Source organism: Variovorax sp. efr-133-TYG-130, from assembly GCF_030208835.1.
Taxonomy (GTDB): Bacteria; Pseudomonadota; Gammaproteobacteria; order Burkholderiales; family Burkholderiaceae_C; genus Variovorax.
Genome location: NZ_JARVTD010000057.1, coordinates 1 through 23,871, shown reverse-complemented (window position 1 = coordinate 23,871; position 23,871 = coordinate 1). Strand labels below are relative to the sequence as shown.

Genomic DNA, 23,871 nt, shown 5'->3' with positions numbered 1-23,871 from the left:
GGCGGCGAGCCCGGGTCAGTCTTCGGAGGCCGCTTCTTCCGGCGCCTCGTCCTGCTGCGCGCCGGCGGCCGGCTTCACCAGCGACACCGGCGCCTCCTTCGGACGCCCGGCGGTCGACACGACCTCCTGGTCGATGGCGCCGAACAGCGAGCGGCCGTCCAGCCCCTTCATCTCGATGCGGATGGTGTCGCCGAACTTCATGAACTCGGTGACGGGGGCGCCGCCCTGGATGGTCTCGATGCAGCGCTTCTCGGCGATGCACGAATAGCCCTTGGGCCAGTCCATCTGGCCGTCCTTCTTCTCGACGCCCTTGTTGCTCACGGTGCCGCTGCCGACGATGCTGCCAGCGCGCACGTTGCGCGTCTTGGCGATGTGGGCGATGAGCTGGCCGAAGTGGAAGGTCATCTCCGGGCCGGCGTCGCACATGCCGACCTTGCGGCCGTTCCAGCTGCTTTGCAGCGTCAGGTGCACGCGGCCGTGCTGCCAGGCTTCGCCGAGCTCGTCGAGCGTCACCGCCACGGGGCTGAAGGCGGTGGCGGGCTTGCTCTGGAAGAAGCCGAACCCCTTGGCCAGCTCGGCCGGAATGAGGTTGCGCAGGCTCACGTCGTTGGCCAGCATCACCAGGCGGATGCCGTCCAGCGCCTGGTCGGGCGTGGTGCCCATCTTCACGTCGCCGGTGATGACGGCGATCTCCGCCTCGAAGTCGATGCCCATGGCCTCGCTGGGCACCACGATGTCGTCGACCGGGCCGAGGAAGTCGTCGCTGCCGCCCTGGTACATCAGCGGGTCGGTGTAGAAGCTCTCGGGCACTTCGGCGTTGCGCGCCTTGCGCACCAGCTCGACGTGGTTCAGGTAGGCCGAACCGTCGGCCCACTGGTAGGCGCGCGGCAGCGGGGCCATGCACATCGAGGGATCGAACGGAAAGGCATGGCGGGCGCGGCCGTGGTTGAGCGAGTCGTACAGGTCCTGCAGCTGCGGGCTCATGAAGCCCCAGTCGTCCAGCACCTGCTGCAGCCGGTTCGCGATGCCGGTGGCGTAGTGGGCGAGCGTGAGGTCGCGGGAAACGACGACGAGCTGGCCGTCGCGCGAGCCGTCCTTCAGGGTGGCGAGTTTCATGATGCGGTAGGTGTGTGAGGGCGGCTGCCGCTCCCACTTAAACTGGTTGGACGGGCGGCAGTGTACCGAGGTGGTCTCGGTGAACCTCCGCGCCGGCGCCCCACTCCACACTCTGATGCCGACGCTCGTCGCCCCCCCTCCGCTGCCCGCCGGCCTGCCCGGGCGCCCGTCATGGCGGGTGCTGGCTGCCCTGACGCTGCTGGTGGCGGTGATCCACCTGCTGGTGCTCGGGCTGGCGCCGACGGCCATCGGGCCGGAGCCCTCGCCGCTGGCCAACAAGTTCATCACGCGCACGATCGTGATCGCGCCCCCCGCGTCCGAAAAGCCGGCCGCGCCGGCCGCCGCAGCGCCGCCGGAAGCCCGGCCGCCGGCCCCGGTGAAGCCGCGCCGGCCCCGCGCGCCGTCGGTGCCGAAGCCCAAGCCGGCACCGGCGCCCGCGCCCCAGGCCGACAACGCGGTGCCCAAGGAACCGGAAACGCCCGACCTGACGGCGCAGCCCGCTACGGATTCAGGAGCAACGCCGGCCGAAACCCCGGCCACCGCCGCGGGGAGCGGCGCAGGCACAGGCACCGGCGACGGCGCGGCGGGCGCATCCGCCGGCGCCGCGAACCCCGCGTCCGGCAACATCGTCGGTACCCAGTCGCTGCGCATTCCGGGTTCGGTGACGCTCGACTTCACGGCCACCGGGCAAGACGGCTCGTCTCCCATGCAGGGCGTGTTCGGCGAGCTGACCTGGCTGCAGGACGGCAGCCGCTACGACGCCCGGCTGACGCTGAAGGTGCTGTTCAGCACCATCCGCAGCCAGCACAGCACCGGCCGCATCGGCCCGTCGGGCATCGAGCCCGACCGTTACTCGGAGAGCCGCAAGTCCGAGGTGGCGTCGCATTTCGTGCGCGACCAGGGGCAGGTGGTGTTCAGCAACAACGCGCCCTCCGTGCCGCTGCTGGCCGGCGCGCAGGACCGGCTGAGCATCATGATGCAGCTCGGAGGCCTGCTGGCGGGCGACCCGGGCCGCTACCCGGCGGGCACCCAGATCTCGGTGCAGACCGTGGGTCCGCGCGACGCGGGCGTCTGGGTCTTCGTGGTCGGCGACGAGGAGCAGCTGAGCCTGCCGGCCGGCGAATACCGGGCGCGCAAGCTCACCCGCAGCCCGCGCCAGCAGTTCGACAGCAAGCTGGAGCTCTGGCTGGCGCCGGACTACGGCTATCTGCCCGTGCGGATCAAGCAAACCGAGCCCAACGGCAACTTCGCCGACGCGCAGTTGCGCAAATCCCTACCCACGAGCCCCACAAATTGAGGCAAAACGCACATATCGACGTTGAAAGTAAACAAAAGACAACGGGTCTTGAAACTGGCGCGTTGATTGCTAAGTACTCTCCATGAATGCCATCGACATCCTTACGGGGCCCGCCATGAACATGCTTTATGACTCGGAGTCTTTCGTCGTCGTCCACGTGCAACCCACCGAAGGCGACGAACCCGCGCAGCCGAACATGCCGGTCCTCGAACGCCACGGCTTCGAAATCGTGGACAAGCGTTCAGGCAAGGAGGTCTACCTCGACGGCTCATGGGCCGAGCTTTTCCAGCAGCAGATCGCCGCCTGGCAGCTCAACACCCCCACCCAGGAAGAAGTCGAGGACACGCTGGAAGGCTATGCCGAGTTGGCCCACACGCCGGTGCTCGTGCACTGATTCGCTCCTGTCCCCAGCAAAAAGCGCCTCTCAGGGCGCTTTTTTCATGGGCAGCCGCTCTTCAGCGGTAGATCCACCGGTACAACGGCCCCACCAGCAGCAGCACTGCCACCAGCCGGCACACCTGGAACGCCGTGACCACCGGCACGCCCAGCTGCAGCACCTTGGCCGTGATCGACATCTCTGCGATGCCGCCCGGCGAGGTGCCCAAAATCATGGTGGCCGGGTGCAGCCCGGTCGCCCAGGCCAGCAGCCAGGCCACCGCGCCGCACAGCGCCAGCATGCCGAAGGTGCCGAGCGCCACCGAGCCTAGCCAGCGCGGCGCCGTGTGCAGGAACTCCCGGCTGAAGCGCACGCCCAGGCTCACCGCGATCACCAGCTGCGCCGTGTTCGACATCCATGCCGGCACCGCCGACAGCGAATGCCCGGCCACGGTGAAGCCCATCGCCACCAGCAGCGGCCCCATGAACCACGGGTTGGTGCGCTTCAGCGCGCGCATCGCGAGTGCGCCGATGCCGGTCGCCACCGCAAGCAGCGCGAGCCCGCCCGGGTTCACCTCGCGCGCGCCGGGCGGACTGATCTCCAGCCCGTGCAGCCCGCTCCACTGCATCGCGAACGGGATGGTGACCGTCACCACCACCAGCCGCAGGCTGTGCGCCGCCGCCACGAGATCGGTGCGCGCGCCGGCCGACTCGGCCATCAGCGTCATCTCGGAGGCGCCGCCGATGGCGCCCGCGAAGTAAGTCGTGGCTCTCATGGATTTGGCCGGCACATGCGGCATGCGCGCCGCATGCACCCCGTGCAGCCAGCGCCCGAAGCCCCAGCCCAGCAGCAGCGCCCAGCCGATCGCCAGCGCGATCGCCCACCACACGCCCGCCACCAGCGACACCACGTGCGGCGTGAAGTACAGCCCCAGCGCGGTGCCGATGGTCCACTGGCCCGCGTTGCGCAGCGGCGTGTGGCTGGCGGTCGGCAGGCCGGCGATGGAAGCGAGCGACACCGCGATCAGCGGGCCGATCATCCAGGGCAGCGGCGTGCGCAGCGCCAGGCAGACACCCGCGGCGGCGAGCGCCAGCAGCAGCGTGGCGATCACGCGGACGATGAAGGGGAAAGGCACGGACGGACAGGAAGTAGCGGGATTGGACGGCAGGGCGCGCATGCGCCGAAGGCCTAGTATGGCGCGATGGCTCTTTCACGATTCTCGCGAGCGCGGGCTCCCCGCCTTCCCTTTCTCCTCGTCGCCACGCTGGTTGCGGCCGCCCTCGCCGGCTGCTCGGCGCTGTCGTCCGACGCGCCCGACGCCCCCGTCGCTCGCCGGGTCGCCGCGCTGCTGCCGGTCGACGCCCTGCTGCTCGGCGAGCAGCACGACGCGCCCGAGCACCACGTCATCGAGCGCGAAACCGTCGAGGCGCTGGTCGCGCGCGGCCAGCTCGCCGCGCTGGCGCTCGAGATGGCGGAAGAAGGCCGCGGCACCGCCCGCGTGGCACCCACCGCCACCGAAGCCCAGGTGCGGGCCGCGCTCGACTGGAGCGACAAGGCCTGGCCCTGGGCCAGCTACGGCCCGGCCGTGATGGCCGCCGTGCGCGCGGGCGTGCCCGTGGTCGGCGCCAACCTGCCGCGCGCCCGCATGAAAGACGCGATGGCGGACGTCTCGCTCGACGCGCAGCTCGGCAACGATGCCTACGTCGCGCAGCAGGACGCGGTGCGCGAGGGCCACTGCAAGCTCTTGCCCGAGTCGCAGATCATTCCCATGACCCGCATCCAGGTGGGCCGCGACCGCGCGATGGCGCAGGCCATCGTCAAGGCGCGGCAGCCCGGCAAGACGGTGCTGCTGATCGCCGGCTCCGGCCATGTGGTACGCACCCTCGGCGTGCCGCAGCACCTGCCGAACGACGTCAGGATCGCCACGGTGCGCATGCTGGCCGCGCCCACGCTGGCGAACGTGGTGCCCGGCGAATACGACCGCATCTGGCAGACGCCGGCGCTGCCCCCGCAGGACTACTGCGCCGAGCTGCGCCGGCCTGCCAAGGCGAGCCCGCAGTAAGCGAAAAAAAGCCGCGGGCCTCGAAAGGCCCGCGGCTTTTGCAGCCTGCCGGCGGCGCGCGATTTCAGCGCGCGGTGATCGTCGAGACCGACGAGTTGCCAGTCGCCGATGCGGTGATCTGGTTGCCCGTGGTGCGCAGCGTGCTGTTGCCCACCGCGCCCGTCACGCCGACCCCGAAGTTCACGCTCGTCACCGTGGCCGTCACCGCGCCGGTGTTGACCTGGTAGTTGGCGATGGCCGCGCTCGGCGTGCCGGTGTTCAGCGCCGTCTGCGTCACGCGGTTGGTCGCGCTGTTGCCGAAGGCCTGCGCCGCCAGCGCGTTGCCGGCGACCCCGACCGTGCCGTTCGACACGCCCGCGCCGGTGCCGTTGAGCGCCACCTGGTAGCTCGTGCCCGTGCTGGTGGCCGTGACCATGCCCGCATTGTTCTGGCTGTTGAGGATCGCCGCGCTGGCGCCCACGTTGAGCGCCAGCGGCGAAGCCACGAGGCTGGACGAGCCCGCCGCGGCCGCCACGCCGTAGCCGCTGCCGCCGCCGGATTCGAGCAGGTTGGTCGCCGAGTTGCCGCGCGCCAGAGCGGCCGTGGTGTTGCCGTCGAGCGAAACGCTGCTGCCGTTGAGCGGCGCCGCGCCCGCCAGGGTGGTGTTGGCCACGGTGCCGGCAGTCGCCGTCACGGTCGCCGTGCTGCCCTGCACGTTCGCGATGCCGGTGCTGGCCCCCTGCGCGCCGCTGCCCGCCGCCGTGACGGTGTTGGCTGCGCGGTTGGCCGAGGCCTCGGCGAAGGTGCTGTTGCCGGAGATCGTGAGCGCGCCATTGGCCAGGCCTTGCGTACCGGGCACGATGTTGTCGTCGTTGTGGATCGAGGTGCTGGCGGTGCTGGAAACCGTCGAGGAAGCCGACTGGCGGTTAGACAGCACATGGTCGCCGCTGGCCACGAGGTTGTCGGCGCTGCCGGTCTCGCTCAGCGAGGCCGAGCCCGTCGCGCCCGGCGGCAAGGCGTTGACCGCGCTCACGCTCAGCGAGTTGGCCGCGTCGTTCATCACGCCCAGCGCCGTGTTGCTGTTGCCGGCGATGCGGATGGTCGAAGCGGAGGAAGCCACCGGCGCGAACAGTTCCAGCGTGGAAGACGCCGTCACCGGCGCGGTGCCCGACTGCGTCGACTGCAGCGCCGAGCGCGCGCCCACGTTCGAACCCGCCAGCGCCACGCTGTTGAGCGCGGTGTTCGACACCGCCTTCGCGCTCTGGCTGTTGTTCGTCACGCCCAGCGTCGAGGTGCCGACGTTCGACAGCGGTGCGGTGTCGATGCCGACGACGCCCGTGGCGGTGGCCGACACGGCGCCCGCCCCCAGCTGCACGTTGGCCAGCGCCTGGTAGGCCGACACGGTCACCGACGATGCCGGGCCGGTCGTGGTCGCGGGCAGCGCCGCCAGGCCGCCGGCGATGGCGCCGCCGCTCTTCACGTCGATGCTGTTGGTGGCCGCGCTGCCGGTGGCGGCGGCGCTGGTGCTGTTGCCGTCCAGCGTGGCGCTGCTGCCGACGAGGGCGCTGTTGCCGGTCAGCGTGAGCTTCGTCGCGTTGTTGGCGCTGGCCGTCACGGCCGCGCTGCTGTCCTGCGCATTCAGCACCGCGACTTTGGCCGACTGCGACGCGCCGCCCGCCAGCGAGGCCGCGTTGGTCGCGCGGTTGGCCGAGGCTTCCGAGTAGGTGCTGTTGCCCGATGCCGTGAAGCTGCTGCCGTTCAGGCCGGCGTTGGCGGGCACCAGGCGGTCTTCGTTGTAGATCGCGGTGTCGGCGGTGCTGGCGACGGAGGTTCCGGCCGACTGGCGGTTCACCAGCACCTGGTCGCCCAGCGCGATGGTGTTGCCGGGCAGCGCGCCCTGGGTGATGACCGCGGGAACCCCGATCCCGCTCGAGGTACCGCCCGCGACGGACACCTTGTTGCTCACGTCGTTGATCACGCCCAGCGCCGTGTTGCCGTTGTTCGAGAGCTTCACCGAAGAGCCGGACACCGAGGCAGGCGCAAACACCTGCTGGAACGAGCGCGACTCCACCGCCGCCGTGCTGCCCTGCGCCGACAGCAGCGCCGAGCGGGCGGAGACATCGGTGGCCGCGAGCGCGACGGCGTTGCTGCCGGTGTTGGCCACGGCCCTCGCGCCCTGGGTGTTGCCCGACGCGCTCAGCGTGGAGCCGCCGATCGCCGCGCCGGGCACGGTGTCCACGCCGAATGCGGCAGCCACCCTGGAGGAGATCGTCGGGCTCGTCACCAGCTGGATGTTCGAGACGGCATGGTCGCCGACCGCGCCCGCCGTACCCGCGAGGCTGCTCGCGCCGGCCAGCGGCAGTCCGTTGCCCACGGCAATGGTGTTGCCCTTCACGTCGATGCTGTTGGCCGCCGCGTTGCCGGTGGCCGAGCCGCCGGCGGTGTTGCCGTCAACCGTGACCTGCGAGCCCTGGATGCTCCCGCCCAGCACCACCTGCACGCCGTCCTTGTTGGTGAGCAGCGCGCCCTCCTGCCCCGTCAGCGAGCCGACGGTCGCGCTGGTGAGCTGCAGGTTCTGCACCGCGGTGGTGGTTGAGACGCCCACCGCATTCACGCTCACGCCGTTGGCGGCGCTGTTGCTGGTGGCGCCGGCCAGCGTGGTGTTGCCGCTGGCATCCACCTTCGAGTTGTTGACCGCGCCCGCGACCGCGACCTGTACTTCGGGCCCGCCGCTACGCTGCGCCGACACCGAGCCCTGGCCCGATTGCGCGCTCTGCACGCTGAAGGCCGCGGTGGTGGAGAGCGCGTTGCCCACCAAGGTCGCGCCCGACAGCAAGAGGCCCGCCGTGTCGATGTTGTTGCCCGTCACCTTCACCGTGTTGGCGGTGGCGCGGCTGCCGTAGGCTAGCGCCTCGGCGGTGTTGCCCGTGCTGGACACGGAGCCATTGGTGAGCGCGCCCGCCACGGTGGTGCGCGCCACGATGCCGCCGGCCGCGATGGCCGAGATTTTGGTGTTCGTGACAGCCACCGCCTGCGTGTTGGTGACGTTCGCGATCGAGGCGTTCGAGCCGCTCACGTTGTTCAGCCCCAGCGCCACGCCGCTGGCCGCGTCGTTGCCGTAGGCGGCGCCGACGAAGGCGTTGCCGCTGTTCGAGACGCTGGCGGCCGACACGTTGCCGTTGACGGTCGCCGCGAAGGTGTTGGGCCCGGTGGCCGCGCTGTTGACCGTCGCCTGCACCGACTGGTCGTTCAGCACGCCGTAGGCCGCGCGCACCGTGGGCAGTGCCCCGGCGGCGTTGCTGAACGGCAGCCCGCTGGCCAGGTCGACAGTGACCGTCGAGGCCGCCGCGCCCAGCAGGATCGGACCCGGTGCCGCAGCCAGGTTGCCTGCGCTCACGCCCAGCGTGTTCGTGGCCGAGTTGCCGTAGGCGATGGCGCGCTGCAGATTGCCGGCGACCGCGGCCGAGCCGCCCGAGAGGTTGCCGTCGACCCCGATGCGCGCCTCCGGATCCGACAGCCCGGCGCCCACGCCGGAGCTTGCGTCGTTCATCTGCACGCTGGCAATGCCGGCGCCGGTGCCCACCGAATTGCCGGTGAGCGTCAGCGTGTTGGACGCGCCGCTGCCGAGCGCCACGGCCTCCTGCCGGTTGCCGCTCAGCGCCAGCGTGTTGTTCGCCACCGGCGCGCCGCCGCCGTTGGCGGTCAGGTGAATCTGCGAGCCGAGGTTCAGCGCCGCGGCGCCGCCGTCGTTGTAGTTGCCCTGCAGGTTGGTGAGGGTGGCCGCGCCGCTTGCCGACACGCGCCCGTCGGTGGCGGTGCCGCCCGAGAGCACCGCGTTGCCGTTGCCCAGCGCCACGGTAGCCGCCTGCAGCGCCAGGCTCTGCGTGACCTGGTTGCCCTGCGCGGTGGCGGCCGTGGTGTTGTCGGACACGGTCACCGTGCTGCCGGTGGTCTGGCCGTTGCCGGGCGACTCGCCGGTCTGCGCCGCGATGATCGATGGCATGACGAAGGCTGACACGCCCGCGGCGGAATTGGCCTGCTGGTTCGACACCGCGGCGGTGCCGGTGAACGACGCCGCGTTCTGGCCGCTGGCGATGGCGCTCGAGGCGGTGTTGCCCGTGGCGGCCGCCGTGATGCTGTTGTCCGCGAGCGTGAGCTGGCTGCTCTTGCTCGACTGCACGCCTGCGAGCACCCGCGCGCCCACGGTCTGGGCGAAGGTGGTCACGCCGATGTTGCCCTGGCTGTTGACGATGGCCAGGTCGCTGTTGACGTTGCTGGTCACGCCCACGCCGTTGTGCGTGCTGTTGTTGGCCGCCGTGGCGGCCGTGCCGGTGCCGGCGATGCTCACGTCGTCGATCAGGATGCGGTTGCCCGCCACGCCGGCCGTGGCGCCGAGCGCCTCGTTGCCGGTGGCCGCGCTGGAGATGGCGTTGCCCTGCACCGACAGCGACCCCTGGAGCACGTTGGCGCCGCCAGCGGGCGCCCCGCTCACGATGCCCATGACCACCGATCCCGTGTTGGTCGCGCTGTGCGTGACCGCGAGGATGCCGTTGCCATTGGCCTGAAGGTTCGCCACCACCGCCGAGCCCGCGAAGGACGGCGCTCCGCCCGACTGGATCTCGGCCGTGTTGCTGGCGCTGTTGGCCTTGAGCACCGCGGCGATCGAGTTGCGCTCGAGCGCGGCCGCGGTGGTGACGGTGTTGCCGGCGTTGCCGGCGTTGGCCGTCAGCATCAGGTCGACCGTGTTGTTCAGCAGGACCGCGCCGGAGCCTGCGCCGGTGGCCGACTGCAGCGAGGTCACGACGATGTTGCCCTTGGCGTCGAACAATTGCGCGCCCGCCGGATAGGTCAGCACCGAGGTGCCGGCCTGCGCCGGCGCGCCCACCGGCGCCGCGCCCGAGACCACCGAACTGCCGCTGTTGAGCGTGGTGGTGGCCGAGATGGTGTTGTCGGCGTTGACCACGCTGCCGCTTTGCAGCGTGCTCGACTCGACCGCGAGCTTGCTGCCCGTGACGCTGCTGTTGATCACGCCGCTGTTGGTCGCCACGCCCAGCGTCGCCGCGTTGTTCACCGGCAGGCCGGGCGCGGGCTGGATGCCGTTGGCAAAGCTGTTGCCGGTGGCGGTCGCGCCGATCAGGTTGCCGCTGGTGCTCATCGCCACCGGATTGGGCGTGGACGGCGTGCCCGTGGAGGTGGTGCCCACGCTGGCGCCGGCGATCGCGGCGTTGACGTTGGCGGTGTTGTTGCTGCCCGCGTTCACCGACGGCGTACCGTTGGCGCTGCCGTTGTACGCGGCACCGACAGTGGTTTCTGCGGCCTGCGCACCGGAAGCGGCGGCTATCAGCGCCATCGCCACTGCGGTGCCGACGCTGCTGCGGCTGAACATGGGCGCGCGTGCGGCCCGGCTCTGGATCTTGCGTGCTTTCATGTCGTGACTCCTCGGATGTTGGAAGCGTTCTGGCTCGGCTGGAAAAAAACGGATGGGAGGCTGTGCGCTGCAAGGCGCGGTCGGTCGCTCTGGATGAAGTGGTCTTCAGTCGCCCTTCGTGGCGCCGTCGTCGGCGGAAGCGCGCGGCGTCGCGCTGCCGACCGCCACGCTGCCGATGCGCAGCTTGGCGATCTCCTGCAGCCCCGGGCCGTCGCGGTGGATCGATGTGTCGGCCGCATCGGGCCGCCAGGTGACGCTGATGGCGCCCGGCGCCACGCCGCGGTTGGCCAGCGCCGAAGTGACGGCGGCAATGCGCTGGTCGGTCAGTTCGTCGCGCTTGCGGGCGTCCCAGTTCTCGGTGTCGCGCGCCACCAGCACGATGTCGGTCGCGCCCTTCTTGGCCAGGCCCGCGATCTGGTCGATCAGCGCGAGCGAGCTGCCGCCGAGCGTGGTCGCGCCGAAGTCGAACGCCACCTGCGTGGCCGTGCCGGTGAGGCGGGCGCCGCCAGGGCCGCCCGCGTTGACGGCCACGCCGCCCTGCACCACCGACGAAGCGACGGCCGCGCCGCCCACAGTGGCATCGCCCGGGTTGTCGACCTTGCGCAGATCGGCGGCGGGCGTGAGCGGGATGGCTTCGCCGCCGCCCGGGCGCATCGTCATGCAGGGCCGGTGGTCGACCTGCGTGACGGCCGCCATGAGCCGCACCACGCCTTCTTCGAGCGCGGCGCGCACGCCCATCTGCACCGGCTCCTGCCCCTTGGCGCCGATGTCCACGTCGTACAGCTTGCTGCCGAAGAAGCGGAACACGTTCAGGCCCACTTCATAGCCGTTGAACTGCTTGGTGAGGCTCACCGTGCGCACCACCATCAGCGACTTGGTGTCGACGATGCGCAGGTCCACGCTCACCGACTGGCTGAAGGTGCGCGCCTTCACGCCCACCTGGTTCACCGCGAACTCGGCGCCGCCCGAGTTGATGTTGTAGTTGAGCTCGGTGATGCCGCCGACGATGAAGTAGTCGGACTTGTTGATGGTGCCGCCGAAGTACGGCATCCACGGCACGGTCTGAGCGCCGTTGGGTCCGCCGAGCTGGTGCGTGCGGCCGTCGCCGAGCTGGCGGCGGTCTGCGTACGCGAGCTCGCGCTCGGCGATCACCGGGTCGAAGCGCTCCGCGATGCTCACGGCGCCGCCGAGCTTGCCGAGCGCCGAATACACCATCAGCGCGCCGCCCTGCGTGATGGCATTGCCTTCGTTGATGCTGTACTTGCCGGTGTAGTCCTTCACGTCGCCCACGCCCACCACGATGGGCGGGCGGCGCGTGGCCGCGATGTGGTCGGCGTAGCAGGCGAGCACGGCCTCCATCGGCGTGACGTTGTCGCGCACGGCGGGGCCGAGCACCACGGGCGCCTCGTTGGGCGCAAAGCGCTGCTGCGGTGCAGAGACGCAACCGGCGAGCGCCACGGCCGCGATCGCGGCGAGTGCGAATGTTCTGGTGGTGTGCATGTCGCGTGCCCCGGTTTTCAATTGAGCACCCCGAACGCGCATGCCGAGCTGCCGCCCACGCTGGCGGTCTGCGCGCCGGCGTTGCCCTGTGCCGAGTTCAGCGCCTGGTTGGCCGCGCCCTGCACCTGCGTGCTGGTGCCGCCGACGACGGCCGAGCCCACCGCGCCGCTGTTGGCCTGCGAGGTGCCCACCGTCGCGCCGCCGAGCGTGCCCACGCCGGTGCGGCTGTCGTTGCCCAAGGCACTCGAATTCGCGCCCGCGTTCGACGGCGAATTCGCAACCGTGCTGTTGTTGCCGTCGTTGCCGGTCGAGGTGGCCGAGACGTTGCAGTTGTATTGCCGGCCGATGGTCGTGTTGTAGACCGGAGCGGCGTAGTAGCCGCTCTTCTGCTTGCGGATCATGTCCTGCACCGCGGCCTGGTTGACCTTGTCGGCGCTCGACTGGAATTGCCACGCGGCGTTCTCGCCGACGTTGTTGGCCAGCGCCATGGAAGAAGACGCGCAGCCGCAGGCCGCGAACGCCAGTGCGATCAGCCTCGGGACCCGACGGCGGCGACAGCCGGCCTCGACGAGACCGGCATGGAAAAAGACGCGCTGCATGACTGCTCCTCTCTGGAATTCGCACGCCTTGAATCCGTCATTGGATTCGCGGTCGGCGTTCTGCGAGGAGGGATGCTAGGGACGGCAGGAAACAGCCGGTATCCCGAGAACCGGTAGAAGTGGCGGGAACAAACCCATGCCTTCGCCGGTGCTGCCGGCCACCGTTATCCGTGGGTTCTTCGTGTGCATCGCGGGTGTTGCCGCGAAGGAAGAGGACGGGTGGCCAGCGAGGAGGTCACGCCGCCGCGGTGCCGCGGCGGCGTGTGCGGGCAGACCTCAGGCGTGAGCCTTGATCGAGTCCGCGAGCGTGTTCACGAGCGTGTCGATGTGCGACTTCTCCACGATGTACGGCGGCGCGATCACCAGCACGTCGCCGGCGGGGCGCACCAGCGCGCCCTTGTGGAAGCAGTCCAGGAAGATTTCATAGGCGCGCTTGCCCGGCGTGCCCGCGATGGGCGCCAGCTCCACCGCCGCGGCCAGGCCGAGGCTGCGGATGCTGATGACGTTCGGCAGGCCCTTGAATGTGCTGTGGAAGGCATCGCCCAGCACCTTGCCCATTTCGCCTGCGCGCGCGAACAGGTTCTCCTGCTTGAACAGGTCGAGCGTGGCGATGGCCGCGGCGCAGGCCACCGGGTGGCCCGAGTAGGTATAGCCGTGGAAGAACTCGACCACGTGCTCGGGCGCGTCGGTCTTCATCATCGCGTCGTAGAGCTTGTCGCGGCAGATCACGCCGCCCAGCGGGATGACGCCGTTGGTCACGCACTTGGCGAAGTTCAGCATGTCGGGCACCACGCCGAAATAGTCGGACGCGAAGTTGGTGCCCATGCGGCCGAAGCCGGTGATGACCTCGTCGAAGATCAGCAGGATGCCGTGCTTGTCGCAGATCTCGCGCAGGCGCTGGAGGTAGCCCTTGGGCGGCAGGTACCAGCCGGCCGAACCGGCCACGGGCTCCACGATGATCGCGGCCACGTTGCTCGGGTCGTGCAGCGGCAGGATGCGGGTCTCGAGCTCGACCAGCGGGTCTTCGGCCCACACCGGCTCCTCGTTGTGGATGTAGGCATGGTTCACCGGATCATGGATGAAGCGCATGTGGTCCACCCGCGGCAGGAAGGCCGAGCCGAACACCTTGCGGTTGCCCGGGATGCCGCCCACCGACATGCCGCCGAAGCCCACGCCGTGGTAGCCCTTCTCGCGGCCGATGAACACGTTGCGGTGGCCTTCGCCGCGCGCGCGGTGGTAGGCCAGCGCCACCTTCATGGAGGTGTCGGCGGCTTCGGAGCCAGAGTTGCAGAACAGCACCTTGTTGAGGTCGCCGGGCGCCAGCGAGGCGATCATCTCGGCCGCCTTGAAGGCCCTGTCGTTGCTGACCTGGAAGGCGGTGGCGTAGTCGAGCGTGTCGAGCTGCTTCTTGATCGCCTCGTTGATCGGCTTCCTGTTGTGGCCCGCGCCCACGCACCACAGCGACGAGATGCCGTCGATCACTTTCTTGCCGTCGTGGGTGGTGAATTCCATGCCGTCGGCCGCCACGAAAACGCGCGGATCCTTGCGGAAATGACGGTTGGGGGTGAAGGGCAACCACTGGTTGTCCATGTTGAAGTCCTGGAAGGCCATGTCTCGCTCCTGCGGGTTATGGGGTCGGGGAAAATCGCGATTCTGGCACCCCTGCGACAATTCCACCCAGATGACGACCTCTACGCCTACCTCGCCCGCCTACATCCTGAACCTCTCCTGCCCCGACCGGACAGGCATCGTGCACGCCGTCTCGGGCTTTCTGCTCGAGCGTGGCGCCAACATCGAAGAGGCAGCCCAGTACAACGACCACGGCACCGGCCTGTTCTTCATGCGCGTGCGCTTCGCCTGCGGCGACCACAGCGAAGCCACGCTGCGCGAAGAGCTGAAGACCTTCGCCGCCGGCTTCGGCATGACGCTGCAGCTGCACGCCGCCGCCGAGCCGATGAAGACCGTGCTGCTGGTCAGCAAGGAAGGCCACTGCCTCAACGACCTGCTGTTCCGCTGGAAGAGCGGCCTGCTCGCCATCGACGTGCGCGCCATCATCTCGAACCACCGCGACTTCTACCAGCTGGCCGCCAGCTACAACGTGCCGTTCCACCACATCCCGGTGACGGCCGCCACCAAGGCCCAGGCCGAGGCGAAGCAGCTGGAAATCATCGAGTCCGAGGGCGCCGAGCTGGTGGTGCTGGCGCGCTACATGCAGATCCTGAGCAACGACCTGTGCCGCAGCCTGGCCGGCCGCGCGATCAACATCCACCATTCGTTCCTGCCCAGCTTCAAGGGCGCCAAGCCCTACTACCAGGCGCACGACCGCGGCGTGAAGCTGATCGGCGCCACCGCCCACTACGTGACGGCCGACCTGGACGAAGGCCCGATCATCGAGCAGGACGTGGCCCGCGCCGACCACACCGACACCGTGGAAGACCTGACGGCGCGCGGCCGCGACACCGAGAGCCAGGTGCTGGCCCGCGCGGTGAAGTGGCACAGCGAGCACCGGGTGCTGCTGAACGGCCACCGCACCGTCGTCTTCCGCTAGGTCAGTTCCTGTAGGGGTTGTTCGGGCGGCGGTCGTAGCGGTTGGGCACCCCGTCGCCGTCGCGGTCCCAGCGGCCGGCGTTGTACACCCAGCGGCCGCCGTCCTGGCGCCATTCAGGCGCACGGTACGCATAGCCCGGACGGGCGCGCACCCAGTTGCCGCGCACCCACACATGGCGGCCGCCACGCCATTCATAGTGCCCCGGCGCCCAGACGAAACCGCGGCGCGGCGGCGGCACGCGCTCGAAGCGCGGCGGAGGCGGCGCCACCTGGACGGTGACCACGGGTTGCGCCTGCGCGGCGGTGGGAACGGTCAGAGCGCCCACGGACAGAAGCGAAGCCGTACCGATGGAAAGAGCCAATGCGATTTTTTTCATGAAGGACTCCTCATGAGTAGTTGGAAGAGCCTTCATGCTGCCGGGCTCATGTGAACCGCCTGTAAGCGGGACACGAAGTCTTATGTAGAGCTGTTTCGCGATTCTCCCGGGGCAATCGCGCACATTCACTCCATCAGTTCCTTCAGGTCGACGGCCGAAGCCATCGCCGCATGCCCGGCCTTGTTCGGGTGCAGGTGGTCGCCGCTGTCGTACTTCGGGTTCAGCGCGAGCGGATCGGCGGGGTCGCGCAGGACGGCGTCGAAATCGATCACGCCGTCCACGTCCTGCCGGCCGCGGATCCAGGTGTTGACCGCGCCGCGCATGGCCTCGGTCGCCTGCGTCCAGTAGGGCGTGTTCCGGAACGGCGGCACGGTGCCGATCATCAGCTTCACGCCCTTGGCGCGCGCCTGCTTGATCAGCTGCTCGAGGCCTTCGGTGATGCGTTCGGCAGTGGGCGCCTCTGACGCGATGTGCGGGAACCCGGGCACGCCGGCGAACGCTGCGCGGCCGATGTCGTTGGTGCCCATCAGCACGATCACGTGCGTCACGCCGCTTTGCGCCAGCACGTCCTTCGCAAAGCGCGACATGCCGCTGGGCCCCGAGCTGTCGAGCAGCAGCCGGTTGCCGCCGATGCCCATGTTGATCACCGACAGCCCAGCCGGCACCTGCGGGCTGTCGCGCAGCCGCGTGGCCAGCATGACGGGGTAGGAACCGCCGCTGGCGTCGTTGCCGCCCGCCGTGATGGAGTCGCCGAAGGCCACCACGATGCGCGCCGGCTGGCTCGTCATCACGTCGAGGCCGGTCACGATGTGATTGAGCGCCAGCGGCGCCGCGCCTTGCAGTTTGGCCGTCCCGGTGGCGTTGCCAGGGACGACCCAGCTCGTGCCCTGGCCGTTCTGGTGGATGGTCGCGAAGGGCGTCGGCTGGTCGAGGTAGGTGCTCACCGCCAGGGTCTGGCCGGCCTCGGCCTTCAGGTCGATGCCGTCGCTCCAGGCGTCCGCGCCCGGCGCGATGGTGAGGCTGCCGCGGCCGCCGAAGCGCAGCGGGCCCAGCGTGGCCGGAGACACCGCGTTCCCGCCCGTGACCAGCCCCACGCTCGCCGCGGCGATGCGCAGCGGCGCCTTGCCGAAGCGGTTGGAGAAGCGCACGCGCACGCGGCTTCCGTCGAGCGCGGGCTGCACCAGCTGGCGCAGCGTCTGGCCGCGAAACACATGCTTGCCGGGCCCTGCCAGCGGTGCGGTGGTGGGATTCGCCATGAGCTCGCTGAACTCCATGGGCGCCGCCGCCCAGCTGGCGACCCAATGGGCCTCGGCGGGCTGCCGGGGCGGCTGGCCGGCGGATGGCAATGCCCACACGCCGGCACCCACCGCGGCAAGGAGCCATGCGACCATCCAATGCGTTGCGGCGCCCGCGCAGAACCGGGCCCGCCAACGTGAAATCAATTCCATGCGCGCAAAGCCGCCCAGTTTACGGAGCCGGCTTTACCCCGGTCGTTACGAGGTCTAGCGCGCGGTTACCAGGTGTCCACGTAGGGCGAGACGGCTTCGTGGCGGCCCGCGGCCGAATCCAGCCCGCGCACCAGCCAGGTGCGCGTGTCCGCCGGATCGATCACCGCGTCGATCTCCAGTGTCTGCGCCATGTGGATCGCCTCGCCGTTGGCGTACTGCTGCGCCACGAGCTTCTTGAACAGCGCGTCGCGCTCGTCGCCTTCCGGCACGGCGGCCAGTTCCTTGCGGAAACCCAGCCGCACGGCGCCTTCCAGCCCCATTGCGCCGAACTCGCCGGTCGGCCAGGCCACGGTGAAGACCGGCGCGTCGAAGCCGCCCGCCGTCATCGCCTGCGCGCCCAGGCCGTAGCCCTTGCGCAGTACCACCGCGAAGAACGGCACGCGCAGATGCGAGGCCACCATGAACATGCGGCACACGTGCCGCACCTGCGCCTGCGCCTCGATTTCGGGGCCGACCATGAAGCCGGGCGTGTCGCACAACGAAACAATCGGAAGCCCGTGCGCATTGCACAACTGCATGAAGCGCGCGGACTTGTCGGCCGCCTCGACGTCGATCGCGCCGCCCAGGTGATGCGGGTTGTTGGCCATCAGGCCCACCGGCCTGCCCTCGATGCGTGCCAGCGCGGTGACCACACCGGCGCCGAAACCCGCGCGCAGTTCGAGCAGCGAGCCGGTGTCGGCCACGCCGCGCATGGCGGCGCGCACGTCGTACACGCGCAGGCGGTTCTCGGGCACCACGTGGCGCAGCGTGCGCGGGTCGGCGCACTGCCAGTCGGAGGTCGGGCCCTGGAAGTACGAGAGATATTGCTTCGCCGCCGCCACGGCCGCCGCCTCGTCGTCCACCAGGATGTCGATCACGCCATTGCGCGACTGCACGCTGCTCGGCCCGATCTGCTCGGGCGCGAAGGTACCGAGACCGCCGCCTTCGATCATGGCGGGGCCGCTCATGCCGATGTTGCTGCCCCTGGTGGCGATGATCACGTCGGCACAGCCCAGCAGCGCCGCGTTGCCCGCGAAGCAGCGGCCATGCACGATGCCGACCACCGGCACCTTGCCCGACAGCGCCGCGAACTGGCTGAAGGTGTGGTTGTTCAGGCCGGCCACGATCGGCATGTCGGTGTCGCCCGGGCGCCCGCCGCCGCCTTCGGCGAACAGCACGACCGGCAGCTTCAGCTGGTGCGCCACCGCCAGCAGCCGGTCGGTCTTGTGGTGATTGCGCATGCCCTGCGTGCCGGCCAGCACGGTGTAGTCGTAGGCCAGCACCGCGCAGCGCGATGCCTCGGCGCCGAACTGCTTCGCGTTGACGCTGCCCAGGCCGGTGACCATGCCGTCGGCCGGCGTGTTGGCGATCAGGTCTTCCAGCGTGCGGCGGCGCGTCTGCGCGGCGATGGCGAGCGCGCCGTACTCGATGAAGTTGCCGGGGTCGGACGCGGTGTCGCACAGGTCCGCGATGTTCTCGCGCGCGGTGCGGCCGCCCTGCGCATGGCGCTTGCCGACTGCGGCCTGGCGGTTGACGTCCAGCGTGGGCGCATGGCGGTCGATGACCTTCTGCAGGTCGGGGCGGATGGCATCGAGATCGTGCTCGGCGCGCGCCTCGGCTTCCACGGCCTGCGCATCGACGGCTTCGAGCTGCACCAGCGACTGGCCTTCGACGAGGTAGTCGCCTGGCGCGGCCAGCAACGCGACCACGCGGCCCGCCATGGGCGCGTGCAGCAGATGCTCCATCTTCATCGCTTCGAGCACGCCGAGCTGCGCGCCAGCCGGCAGCACGTCGCCCACGGCGACTTCGAACTGCACGAGGCGCGCGGGCATCGGCGCCTTCACCGTGAGTTCGTCCGAACCGTCGTCCGCGATGGCGGCTTCGGCTGCAGGCGCGGCAGCGGTCTTCCTTGCCTTCTTCTCAAGCAACGCCGAAGCGGCAAGCAGATCGCCCAGGTGCGCCTCGACGAAACGTGTGTGCACCGCCTGCGTCGCGAACTCGGGGCGCGCGGCAATGGCACGCAACAGCGACAGGTTGGTGGCGATGCCCTCGATGTGGCATTCGTCCAGCGCGCGCAGCGAGCGCCGCAGCGCATCCGCGAATCGCGGCGACGGCGAATGCACGATCAGCTTCGCGAGCAGCGTGTCGTAGTGCGGCGAAGGCGCGAGCCCTGCGTAGCCGTGCGTGTCGACGCGCACGCCCGGTCCCGCGGGCAGGTCGAAGCGAGCCAGCGTGCCGCCGGAAGGCCGCGCATTGCCCTGCGCATCGAGCGTCTCCGCATTGATGCGCCACTGCACCGCAAAACCGCGCTGCGGCGCCGTGCGATCGGCCTCCACGCCCAGTGCGCCGAGCGGCTCGCCCGCCGCCACCGAAATCTGCAGTTGCACGAGGTCCAGCCCCGTGACCGCCTCCGTCACCGTGTGCTCGACCTGCAGGCGCGGATTGGCCTCGATGAAGACGAAGGGCAGCGTCGACGATTCCATGTCGACCAGAAATTCGAAGGTGCCGAGCCCGCGATAGCCCACCGTCCTGGCCATGCGCAACGCGGCCTGCGTGACCTGTGCGCGCAAGGCTTCGGGCAGCGAAGGGCTGGGCGCGATTTCCACCAGCTTCTGGAAGCGCCGCTGCAGCGTGCATTCGCGCTCGCCGAGGCTGGCCACGGCCTTGCCGTCGCCCAGCACCTGCACCTCGATGTGCCGCGCGTTGCGCATCAGCCGCTCCACATACACGCCCTCGATGCCGAAGGCGGCCTTGGCCTCCGACATGCAGCGCGCGTGCGCCTGCGGCAGCTCCTGCGCGTCGAGCACCGCGCGCATGCCGCGGCCGCCGCCGCCGCCGATGGCCTTGACCATCACGCCAGCGCCCTGCGCATGCTGCTCGGCGAAGAAGGCCTGCGCCTGCGCGAGCGTCACGGCGCCGGCGCTGCCGGGCATCACCGGCACATCGCATTGCGTGGCCAGCGCGCGCGCGCGTGCCTTGTCGCCGAACAGGCCCAGCTGCTCCGGCGTGGGGCCGATGAAGACCAGGCCGGCGTCCGCGCAGGCCTGTGCGAAGTCGGCGCGCTCGCTGAGGAAGCCGTAGCCGGGATGCACCGCATCGCAACCCTGCGCCTTCGCCACCGCGATCAGCGCCGCGACATCGAGATAGGCGGCGGGCCCGGTGGCATCGAGCGCCACCGCCACGTCGGCCAGTTGCGCGTGCAGCGCCGCCGCGTCGTCGCGCGCATGCACCGCCACGCTGGCGATGTCCAGGTCGTGCAGCGCGCGCACCAGCCGCACGGCGATCTCGCCGCGGTTGGCAATCAGAACTTTGGAAAACAGCAAACGGAACCTCTCAGCTTTTGTCTTTGAGCAGCCGGCGCAGCACCTTGCCGGCGCCGGTGGTCGGCAGTGCGTCGATGAAGCTCACGGCGCGCGGCGCCTTGTAGCTCGCCATGTTGTCGCGCGCCCAGGCCACGAGCGCGTCGGCCTCCAGCGCGGCGCCGGGCTTGCGCACGATGAAGGCCTTCACGACCTCGCCCTTCTCCGCATCGGGCTGCGCGATGACCGCCGCCTGCGCCACCGCCGGATGCTTGATGAGAATGGTCTCGACCTCTTCCGGGAACACGCTGTAGCCCGAGACCTTGATCATTTCCTTGAAGCGGCCGATGAAGGTGAGGTAGCCGTCGGCGTCGAGCTTGCCCATGTCGCCAGTGTGCACCCAGCCGTTGCGCAGCGTGGCGGCGGTGGCCTCGGGCTTGTTCCAGTAGCCCTTGAACGAGCCCTTGCTGGTCAGCACGATCTCGCCGACCTCGCCCACCGGCATGTCGGCCTGGGTCTCGGTGTCGATGATGCGGATGGTCACGCCCGGCACCGCGATGCCCTGTGTACCCCAGCGCGGCGCATGGTGCGGCGTGTAGGTGTCGCAGGTGTGGGTCTCGCTCAGGCCGTAGGCGGCTTCGAACGAGGTGCAGTTGGGCGCATGCGAGCGCCACTGCTGCGCGAGCGGCTCGGTGAAGGTGATGCCGAAGCTGGTTACCGGGTTCATCTTCAGGCTGCCCAGGTCGAAGGCCGCGATGTCCGGCACCTGCATGCAGGCCACGTTCATCGGCGCGATGCTGTACCACCAGCTCACCTTGTACGCGGCGATGGCCTGCAGCACGGTGCGCGGGTCGAAGCGGTGCAGCAGCACCGAGGCCGCGCCGCTGAGCACCGGCACGTTCACGCCCATCAGCATGCCGGCGATGTGATACAGCGGCGCGATGGACAGCAGCACGTCGGCCGGCCCCACGCCGTTGCAGTCGGCCGCCGCGCGCGTCTTGAAGAGCGCGTTGGCGTAAGTGAGCATCGCGCCCTTCGGCAGGCCGGTCGTGCCCGAGGTGTAGGTCATGAGCGCCACGTCGTCCATGTCGATGGCCACGGGCTGCGGCCTGGCATCGGCTTTCATCACGGCGAGGAAGTCTTCGCAGCCCTCGGGCACGGTGCGCGCTGCGTCGTGCTCGGCGGCCAGTTCGGCCGGCAGGTCGAGCGAGGGCTGCGCGGGCAGCAGGTCGGCGTAGTGCACCACGAACACATGTTCGAGCGCGCTTTCAGGCTGCACCTTGCGCACCACCGGCAGCAACGGCGCGGCCGCGACGATCACCCGCGCCTTCAGGTCGTTGACCTGGTAGGCCAGCTCGTGCTCCTTGTTGAGCGGGCCGCTCGGGCAGACGATGGCGCCGATCTTCTGGATGCCGAAGTGCGCCACCAGGTACTGCGGGCAGTTGTTGAGGAACAGCACAACCGGCTCGCCCTGCTTCACGCCCAGGGCCTGCAGCCGCGCCGCGAAGGCGTCGCTCGCGCGGTCGAGCTCGGCCCAGCTCATGGCGTGGCCGTACCAGATGCACGCGGGGCTCGCGCCGCGCTCGCGCGCGTGGGTGCGCAGGTATTCGTGCAGGGGCTGCTGGGGGCGGTCGGGCAATGTCTCCATGGCGTCACTTTCTCAGGGTTATCGATAGCCGCCCATGCAGGGCGGGCGCTTGCCAATGCCGCATGGTGCACGAACAATCCTACCCATGGGTATAACTTCCGCGACACGGCAAAAACCCTCTGGAGACCAGAGCGAGACAACGACCACGCAGCCGCACCTGCCGCAGGGCACCGGCCGGCAGCGCGCCGCCACGCAAGGCACCGACCTGCAGCGCGAGCGCATCCTGCAGGCGGCGGCGCAGCTGTTCGCGGCGCAGGGCTACGCCAACACGACCATGGCGCAGATCGTTCGCGCGCTGGGCGTGACGAAGCCTTTCGTGTACTACTACTTCCGCGACAAGCAGGAAATCTTCGAGACGCTCTCGTGGGCCCCGGCGGTCGACTGCTTCACCGCGCTCGACTTCGCGGCCACCGACCCGCGACGCGCCAGCGAGAAGGTGCTCGAAGGCATCGAGCGGCTGATCCGCGCGACCATCACGCATCACCCGGCCGCCTTCTTCGCCTACCGCGAGCCGCAGGTGTACCGGCCCGAATACCTCGCCGCGCAGAAGAGGCTGGCGCATCACTTCTACGACCTGCTGTGCCCGCTGCTCGAAGAAGCGCGGCGCGACGGCGACCTCGACTTCACCGAGACCAAGATCACCGCGCTCGCCGCCTGCAGCCTGCCGGGCTTCCTGTACAGCTGGTACCGGCCGGGCGGACGCCTGTCGCCCGACGAGGTGGTGGCCGAGCTCACCAGGCTGGCCAGCCGCGTGATCGGGCTGCGAACGAAGACCTGACGACAACAACCTCCGGAGACAGACCATGAAGTTCAACCGTGCGCCATTGGCGCGGATCGCCCTTGCCTCTGTGCTTTGCATCGCGGGCGCCGCGCATGCCCAACAGCAGCAGCAGACCTACAAGATCGCCTACATCGACCCGCTCTCGGGCCCCTTCGCCAATGTCGGCGAGCTGATGCTGATGCACACGCAGTACGCCATCGAGGACATCAACGCCAAGGGCGGCGTGCTCGGCGGCACGAAGCTGCAGCTGCTGCAGTTCGACAGCAAGCTGTCGGCGCAGGAAAGCCAGAGCGCGCTGCAGGCGGCCATCGACCAGGGTGCGAAGGCGATCGTGACAGGCGGCTCGGGCTCGTCGGTGGTCACGGCGCTGGTGCAGTCGGTGGCGCGCTGGAACCAGCGCAACCCGGGCAAGGAACTGATCGTGCTGAACCATTCCTCCATCGACCCGGAGATGACGGGCAAGGCCTGCAGCTTCTGGCACTTCCAGACCGAGGCGAACACGGCGATGAAGATGAAGGCGCTGGCCAACTACATCAAGAAGACGCCCGATGTGAAGAAGGTCTATCTGCTGAACCAGGACTATGCGCACGGCAAGCAGTGGGCCAGCTATGGCCGCCAGATGGTGGGCCTCGCGCGGCCCGACATCCAGTTCGTCGGCGAGACGCTGCACCCCATCGGCCGGGTGAAGGACTTCGCGCCGTACATCGCCAACGTGAAGCAGAGCGGAGCCGACTCGGTCATCACCGGCAACTGGGGCCAGGACATGACGCTGCTGCTGAAGGCCGCGGGCGACGCGGGCTACAACCTGCGTTACTTCAACCACAGCGCGGGTTCGGTGCCGGGCACGGTGACCGCGGTGTCGCAGGCGAAGCTGGGGCAGCTGACGTGGGTGGCCGAATGGCATCCGGGCGAGGCCGACACGCCGAAGGTGGACGCGCTGGCCAAGGCCTACAAGGCCAAGACGGGCAAGGACTTCCTGGCGCCGCGCATCGACATGACGCCGCGCCTGCTGGCCGCGGCCATCAACAAGGCAGGCTCCACGGACACGGTGAAGGTGGCGCATGCACTCGAAGACCTGACTTTCGATTCGGTGGTGGGACCGGTGCGCATGCGTGGCGAAGACCATCAGTTGCTGCTGCCGCAGGTGGTGAACACCATTGCGCCGGTGGACGGCAAGACCGTGAAGGTGGGCTGGGAGGGCACGAACTACGGATTCCGAACTGACGCGGTCTATACCGGGAACGAGCTGGCTCAGGGTACTGAGTGCAAGATGGTTCGGCCCTGATTCTTCCCAGGGGCGTGAGGTTCAGGGCGTGTGCGCAGGCCACCGGGTACTCCCCTCCGCGAATGTCCCCCGGGGCTGCGCCCCTCCTCC

16 protein-coding genes are annotated in these 23,871 nt (G+C 69.6%); 6 read left to right on the top strand and 10 right to left on the bottom strand.

The annotated features are described in order from the left end of the window. Positions 1-15 precede the first annotated feature (15 nt). Positions 16-1,116, bottom strand: coding sequence for a fumarylacetoacetate hydrolase family protein (locus tag QRN67_RS32890; RefSeq protein ID WP_081268052.1), 1,101 nt, complete (start codon positions 1,114-1,116; stop codon positions 16-18). A gap of 115 nt (positions 1,117-1,231) precedes the next feature. Here QRN67_RS32890 and QRN67_RS32885 point away from each other — a divergent pair, with 115 nt between their 5' ends. Further along, positions 1,232-2,413, top strand: a complete 1,182-nt coding sequence (locus tag QRN67_RS32885) for a DUF3108 domain-containing protein (protein WP_285415241.1) — start codon at positions 1,232-1,234, stop codon at positions 2,411-2,413. 115 nt (positions 2,414-2,528) lie between these two features. Next, a complete protein-coding gene (locus QRN67_RS32880) occupies positions 2,529-2,807 on the top strand; it encodes a BTH_I0359 family protein (RefSeq protein ID WP_172839907.1) in 279 nt (92 codons plus the stop codon). Between the two features lie 61 nt (positions 2,808-2,868). On the opposite strand, the gene QRN67_RS32875 is transcribed toward QRN67_RS32880, so the two are convergent. Then, positions 2,869-3,966 (bottom strand): AbrB family transcriptional regulator, encoded by a 1,098-nt coding sequence (locus QRN67_RS32875; RefSeq protein WP_503010967.1) that lies wholly within the window; start codon positions 3,964-3,966, stop codon positions 2,869-2,871. A gap of 24 nt (positions 3,967-3,990) precedes the next feature. On the opposite strand from QRN67_RS32875, the gene QRN67_RS32870 reads away from it, so the two are divergent. Further along, complete coding sequence (locus QRN67_RS32870) at positions 3,991-4,851, top strand: ChaN family lipoprotein (protein ID WP_285415237.1); 861 nt, start codon at positions 3,991-3,993, stop codon at positions 4,849-4,851. 64 nt (positions 4,852-4,915) lie between these two features. On the opposite strand, the gene QRN67_RS32865 is transcribed toward QRN67_RS32870, so the two are convergent. From QRN67_RS32865 to aptA, 4 genes are all read right to left on the bottom strand, one after another. Next, positions 4,916-10,258 (bottom strand): beta strand repeat-containing protein, encoded by a 5,343-nt coding sequence (locus tag QRN67_RS32865; RefSeq protein WP_285415235.1) that lies wholly within the window; start codon positions 10,256-10,258, stop codon positions 4,916-4,918. A gap of 105 nt (positions 10,259-10,363) precedes the next feature. Next, entirely contained in the window at positions 10,364-11,758 is a 1,395-nt protein-coding gene (locus tag QRN67_RS32860; protein ID WP_285415233.1) for a CsgG/HfaB family protein, read from the bottom strand. Positions 11,759-11,775: 17 nt separating this feature from the next. Beyond that, on the bottom strand, positions 11,776-12,357 hold the full coding sequence (locus tag QRN67_RS32855) for a hypothetical protein (protein ID WP_285415231.1): 582 nt from the start codon (positions 12,355-12,357) through the stop codon (positions 11,776-11,778). A 276-nt stretch (positions 12,358-12,633) separates the two neighbouring features. Continuing rightward, positions 12,634-13,968, bottom strand: a complete 1,335-nt coding sequence (gene aptA, locus QRN67_RS32850; protein WP_081269816.1) for an omega-aminotransferase AptA — start codon at positions 13,966-13,968, stop codon at positions 12,634-12,636. Between the two features lie 70 nt (positions 13,969-14,038). On the opposite strand from aptA, the gene purU reads away from it, so the two are divergent. Beyond that, positions 14,039-14,905, top strand: coding sequence for a formyltetrahydrofolate deformylase (gene purU, locus QRN67_RS32845; protein WP_081269815.1), 867 nt, complete (start codon positions 14,039-14,041; stop codon positions 14,903-14,905). 1 nt (position 14,906) lies between these two features. Here purU and QRN67_RS32840 read toward each other — a convergent pair whose 3' ends face one another. The 4 genes from QRN67_RS32840 to QRN67_RS32825 form a co-directional block, all read right to left on the bottom strand. Then, positions 14,907-15,281, bottom strand: a complete 375-nt coding sequence (locus QRN67_RS32840; RefSeq protein ID WP_081269814.1) for a YXWGXW repeat-containing protein — start codon at positions 15,279-15,281, stop codon at positions 14,907-14,909. A 125-nt stretch (positions 15,282-15,406) separates the two neighbouring features. Beyond that, a complete protein-coding gene (locus QRN67_RS32835) occupies positions 15,407-16,672 on the bottom strand; it encodes an SGNH/GDSL hydrolase family protein (RefSeq protein ID WP_234382291.1) in 1,266 nt (421 codons plus the stop codon). 122 nt (positions 16,673-16,794) lie between these two features. Further along, the gene (locus QRN67_RS32830) at positions 16,795-20,088 is read right to left on the bottom strand and encodes a carboxyl transferase domain-containing protein (RefSeq protein ID WP_285415256.1); all 3,294 of its coding nucleotides are present in this window, start codon (positions 20,086-20,088) and stop codon (positions 16,795-16,797) included. Between the two features lie 13 nt (positions 20,089-20,101). Further along, the gene (locus QRN67_RS32825) at positions 20,102-21,715 is read right to left on the bottom strand and encodes an AMP-binding protein (protein ID WP_285415227.1); all 1,614 of its coding nucleotides are present in this window, start codon (positions 21,713-21,715) and stop codon (positions 20,102-20,104) included. Positions 21,716-21,800: 85 nt separating this feature from the next. Between QRN67_RS32825 and QRN67_RS32820 the strand changes: the two genes are divergently transcribed. Beyond that, positions 21,801-22,493, top strand: a complete 693-nt coding sequence (locus QRN67_RS32820; RefSeq protein WP_106936662.1) for a TetR/AcrR family transcriptional regulator — start codon at positions 21,801-21,803, stop codon at positions 22,491-22,493. 25 nt (positions 22,494-22,518) lie between these two features. Next, positions 22,519-23,781, top strand: a complete 1,263-nt coding sequence (locus tag QRN67_RS32815) for a branched-chain amino acid ABC transporter substrate-binding protein (protein ID WP_106936661.1) — start codon at positions 22,519-22,521, stop codon at positions 23,779-23,781. Positions 23,782-23,871 lie beyond the last annotated feature (90 nt).

Coding starts and splice junctions, on each gene's coding strand:
- QRN67_RS32870 (WP_285415237.1), top strand. CDS start 3,991: ATGGCTCTTTCACGATTCTCGCGAGCGCGGGCTCCCCGCCTTCCCTTT.
- QRN67_RS32820 (WP_106936662.1), top strand. CDS start 21,801: ATGGGTATAACTTCCGCGACACGGCAAAAACCCTCTGGAGACCAGAGC.
- purU (WP_081269815.1), top strand. CDS start 14,039: ATGACGACCTCTACGCCTACCTCGCCCGCCTACATCCTGAACCTCTCC.
- QRN67_RS32890 (WP_081268052.1), bottom strand. CDS start 1,116: ATGAAACTCGCCACCCTGAAGGACGGCTCGCGCGACGGCCAGCTCGTC.
- QRN67_RS32885 (WP_285415241.1), top strand. CDS start 1,232: ATGCCGACGCTCGTCGCCCCCCCTCCGCTGCCCGCCGGCCTGCCCGGG.
- QRN67_RS32840 (WP_081269814.1), bottom strand. CDS start 15,281: ATGAAAAAAATCGCATTGGCTCTTTCCATCGGTACGGCTTCGCTTCTG.
- aptA (WP_081269816.1), bottom strand. CDS start 13,968: ATGGCCTTCCAGGACTTCAACATGGACAACCAGTGGTTGCCCTTCACC.
- QRN67_RS32855 (WP_285415231.1), bottom strand. CDS start 12,357: ATGCAGCGCGTCTTTTTCCATGCCGGTCTCGTCGAGGCCGGCTGTCGC.
- QRN67_RS32825 (WP_285415227.1), bottom strand. CDS start 21,715: ATGGAGACATTGCCCGACCGCCCCCAGCAGCCCCTGCACGAATACCTG.
- QRN67_RS32865 (WP_285415235.1), bottom strand. CDS start 10,258: ATGAAAGCACGCAAGATCCAGAGCCGGGCCGCACGCGCGCCCATGTTC.
- QRN67_RS32815 (WP_106936661.1), top strand. CDS start 22,519: ATGAAGTTCAACCGTGCGCCATTGGCGCGGATCGCCCTTGCCTCTGTG.
- QRN67_RS32880 (WP_172839907.1), top strand. CDS start 2,529: ATGAACATGCTTTATGACTCGGAGTCTTTCGTCGTCGTCCACGTGCAA.
- QRN67_RS32835 (WP_234382291.1), bottom strand. CDS start 16,672: ATGGTCGCATGGCTCCTTGCCGCGGTGGGTGCCGGCGTGTGGGCATTG.
- QRN67_RS32860 (WP_285415233.1), bottom strand. CDS start 11,758: ATGCACACCACCAGAACATTCGCACTCGCCGCGATCGCGGCCGTGGCG.
- QRN67_RS32875 (WP_503010967.1), bottom strand. CDS start 3,966: ATGCGCGCCCTGCCGTCCAATCCCGCTACTTCCTGTCCGTCCGTGCCT.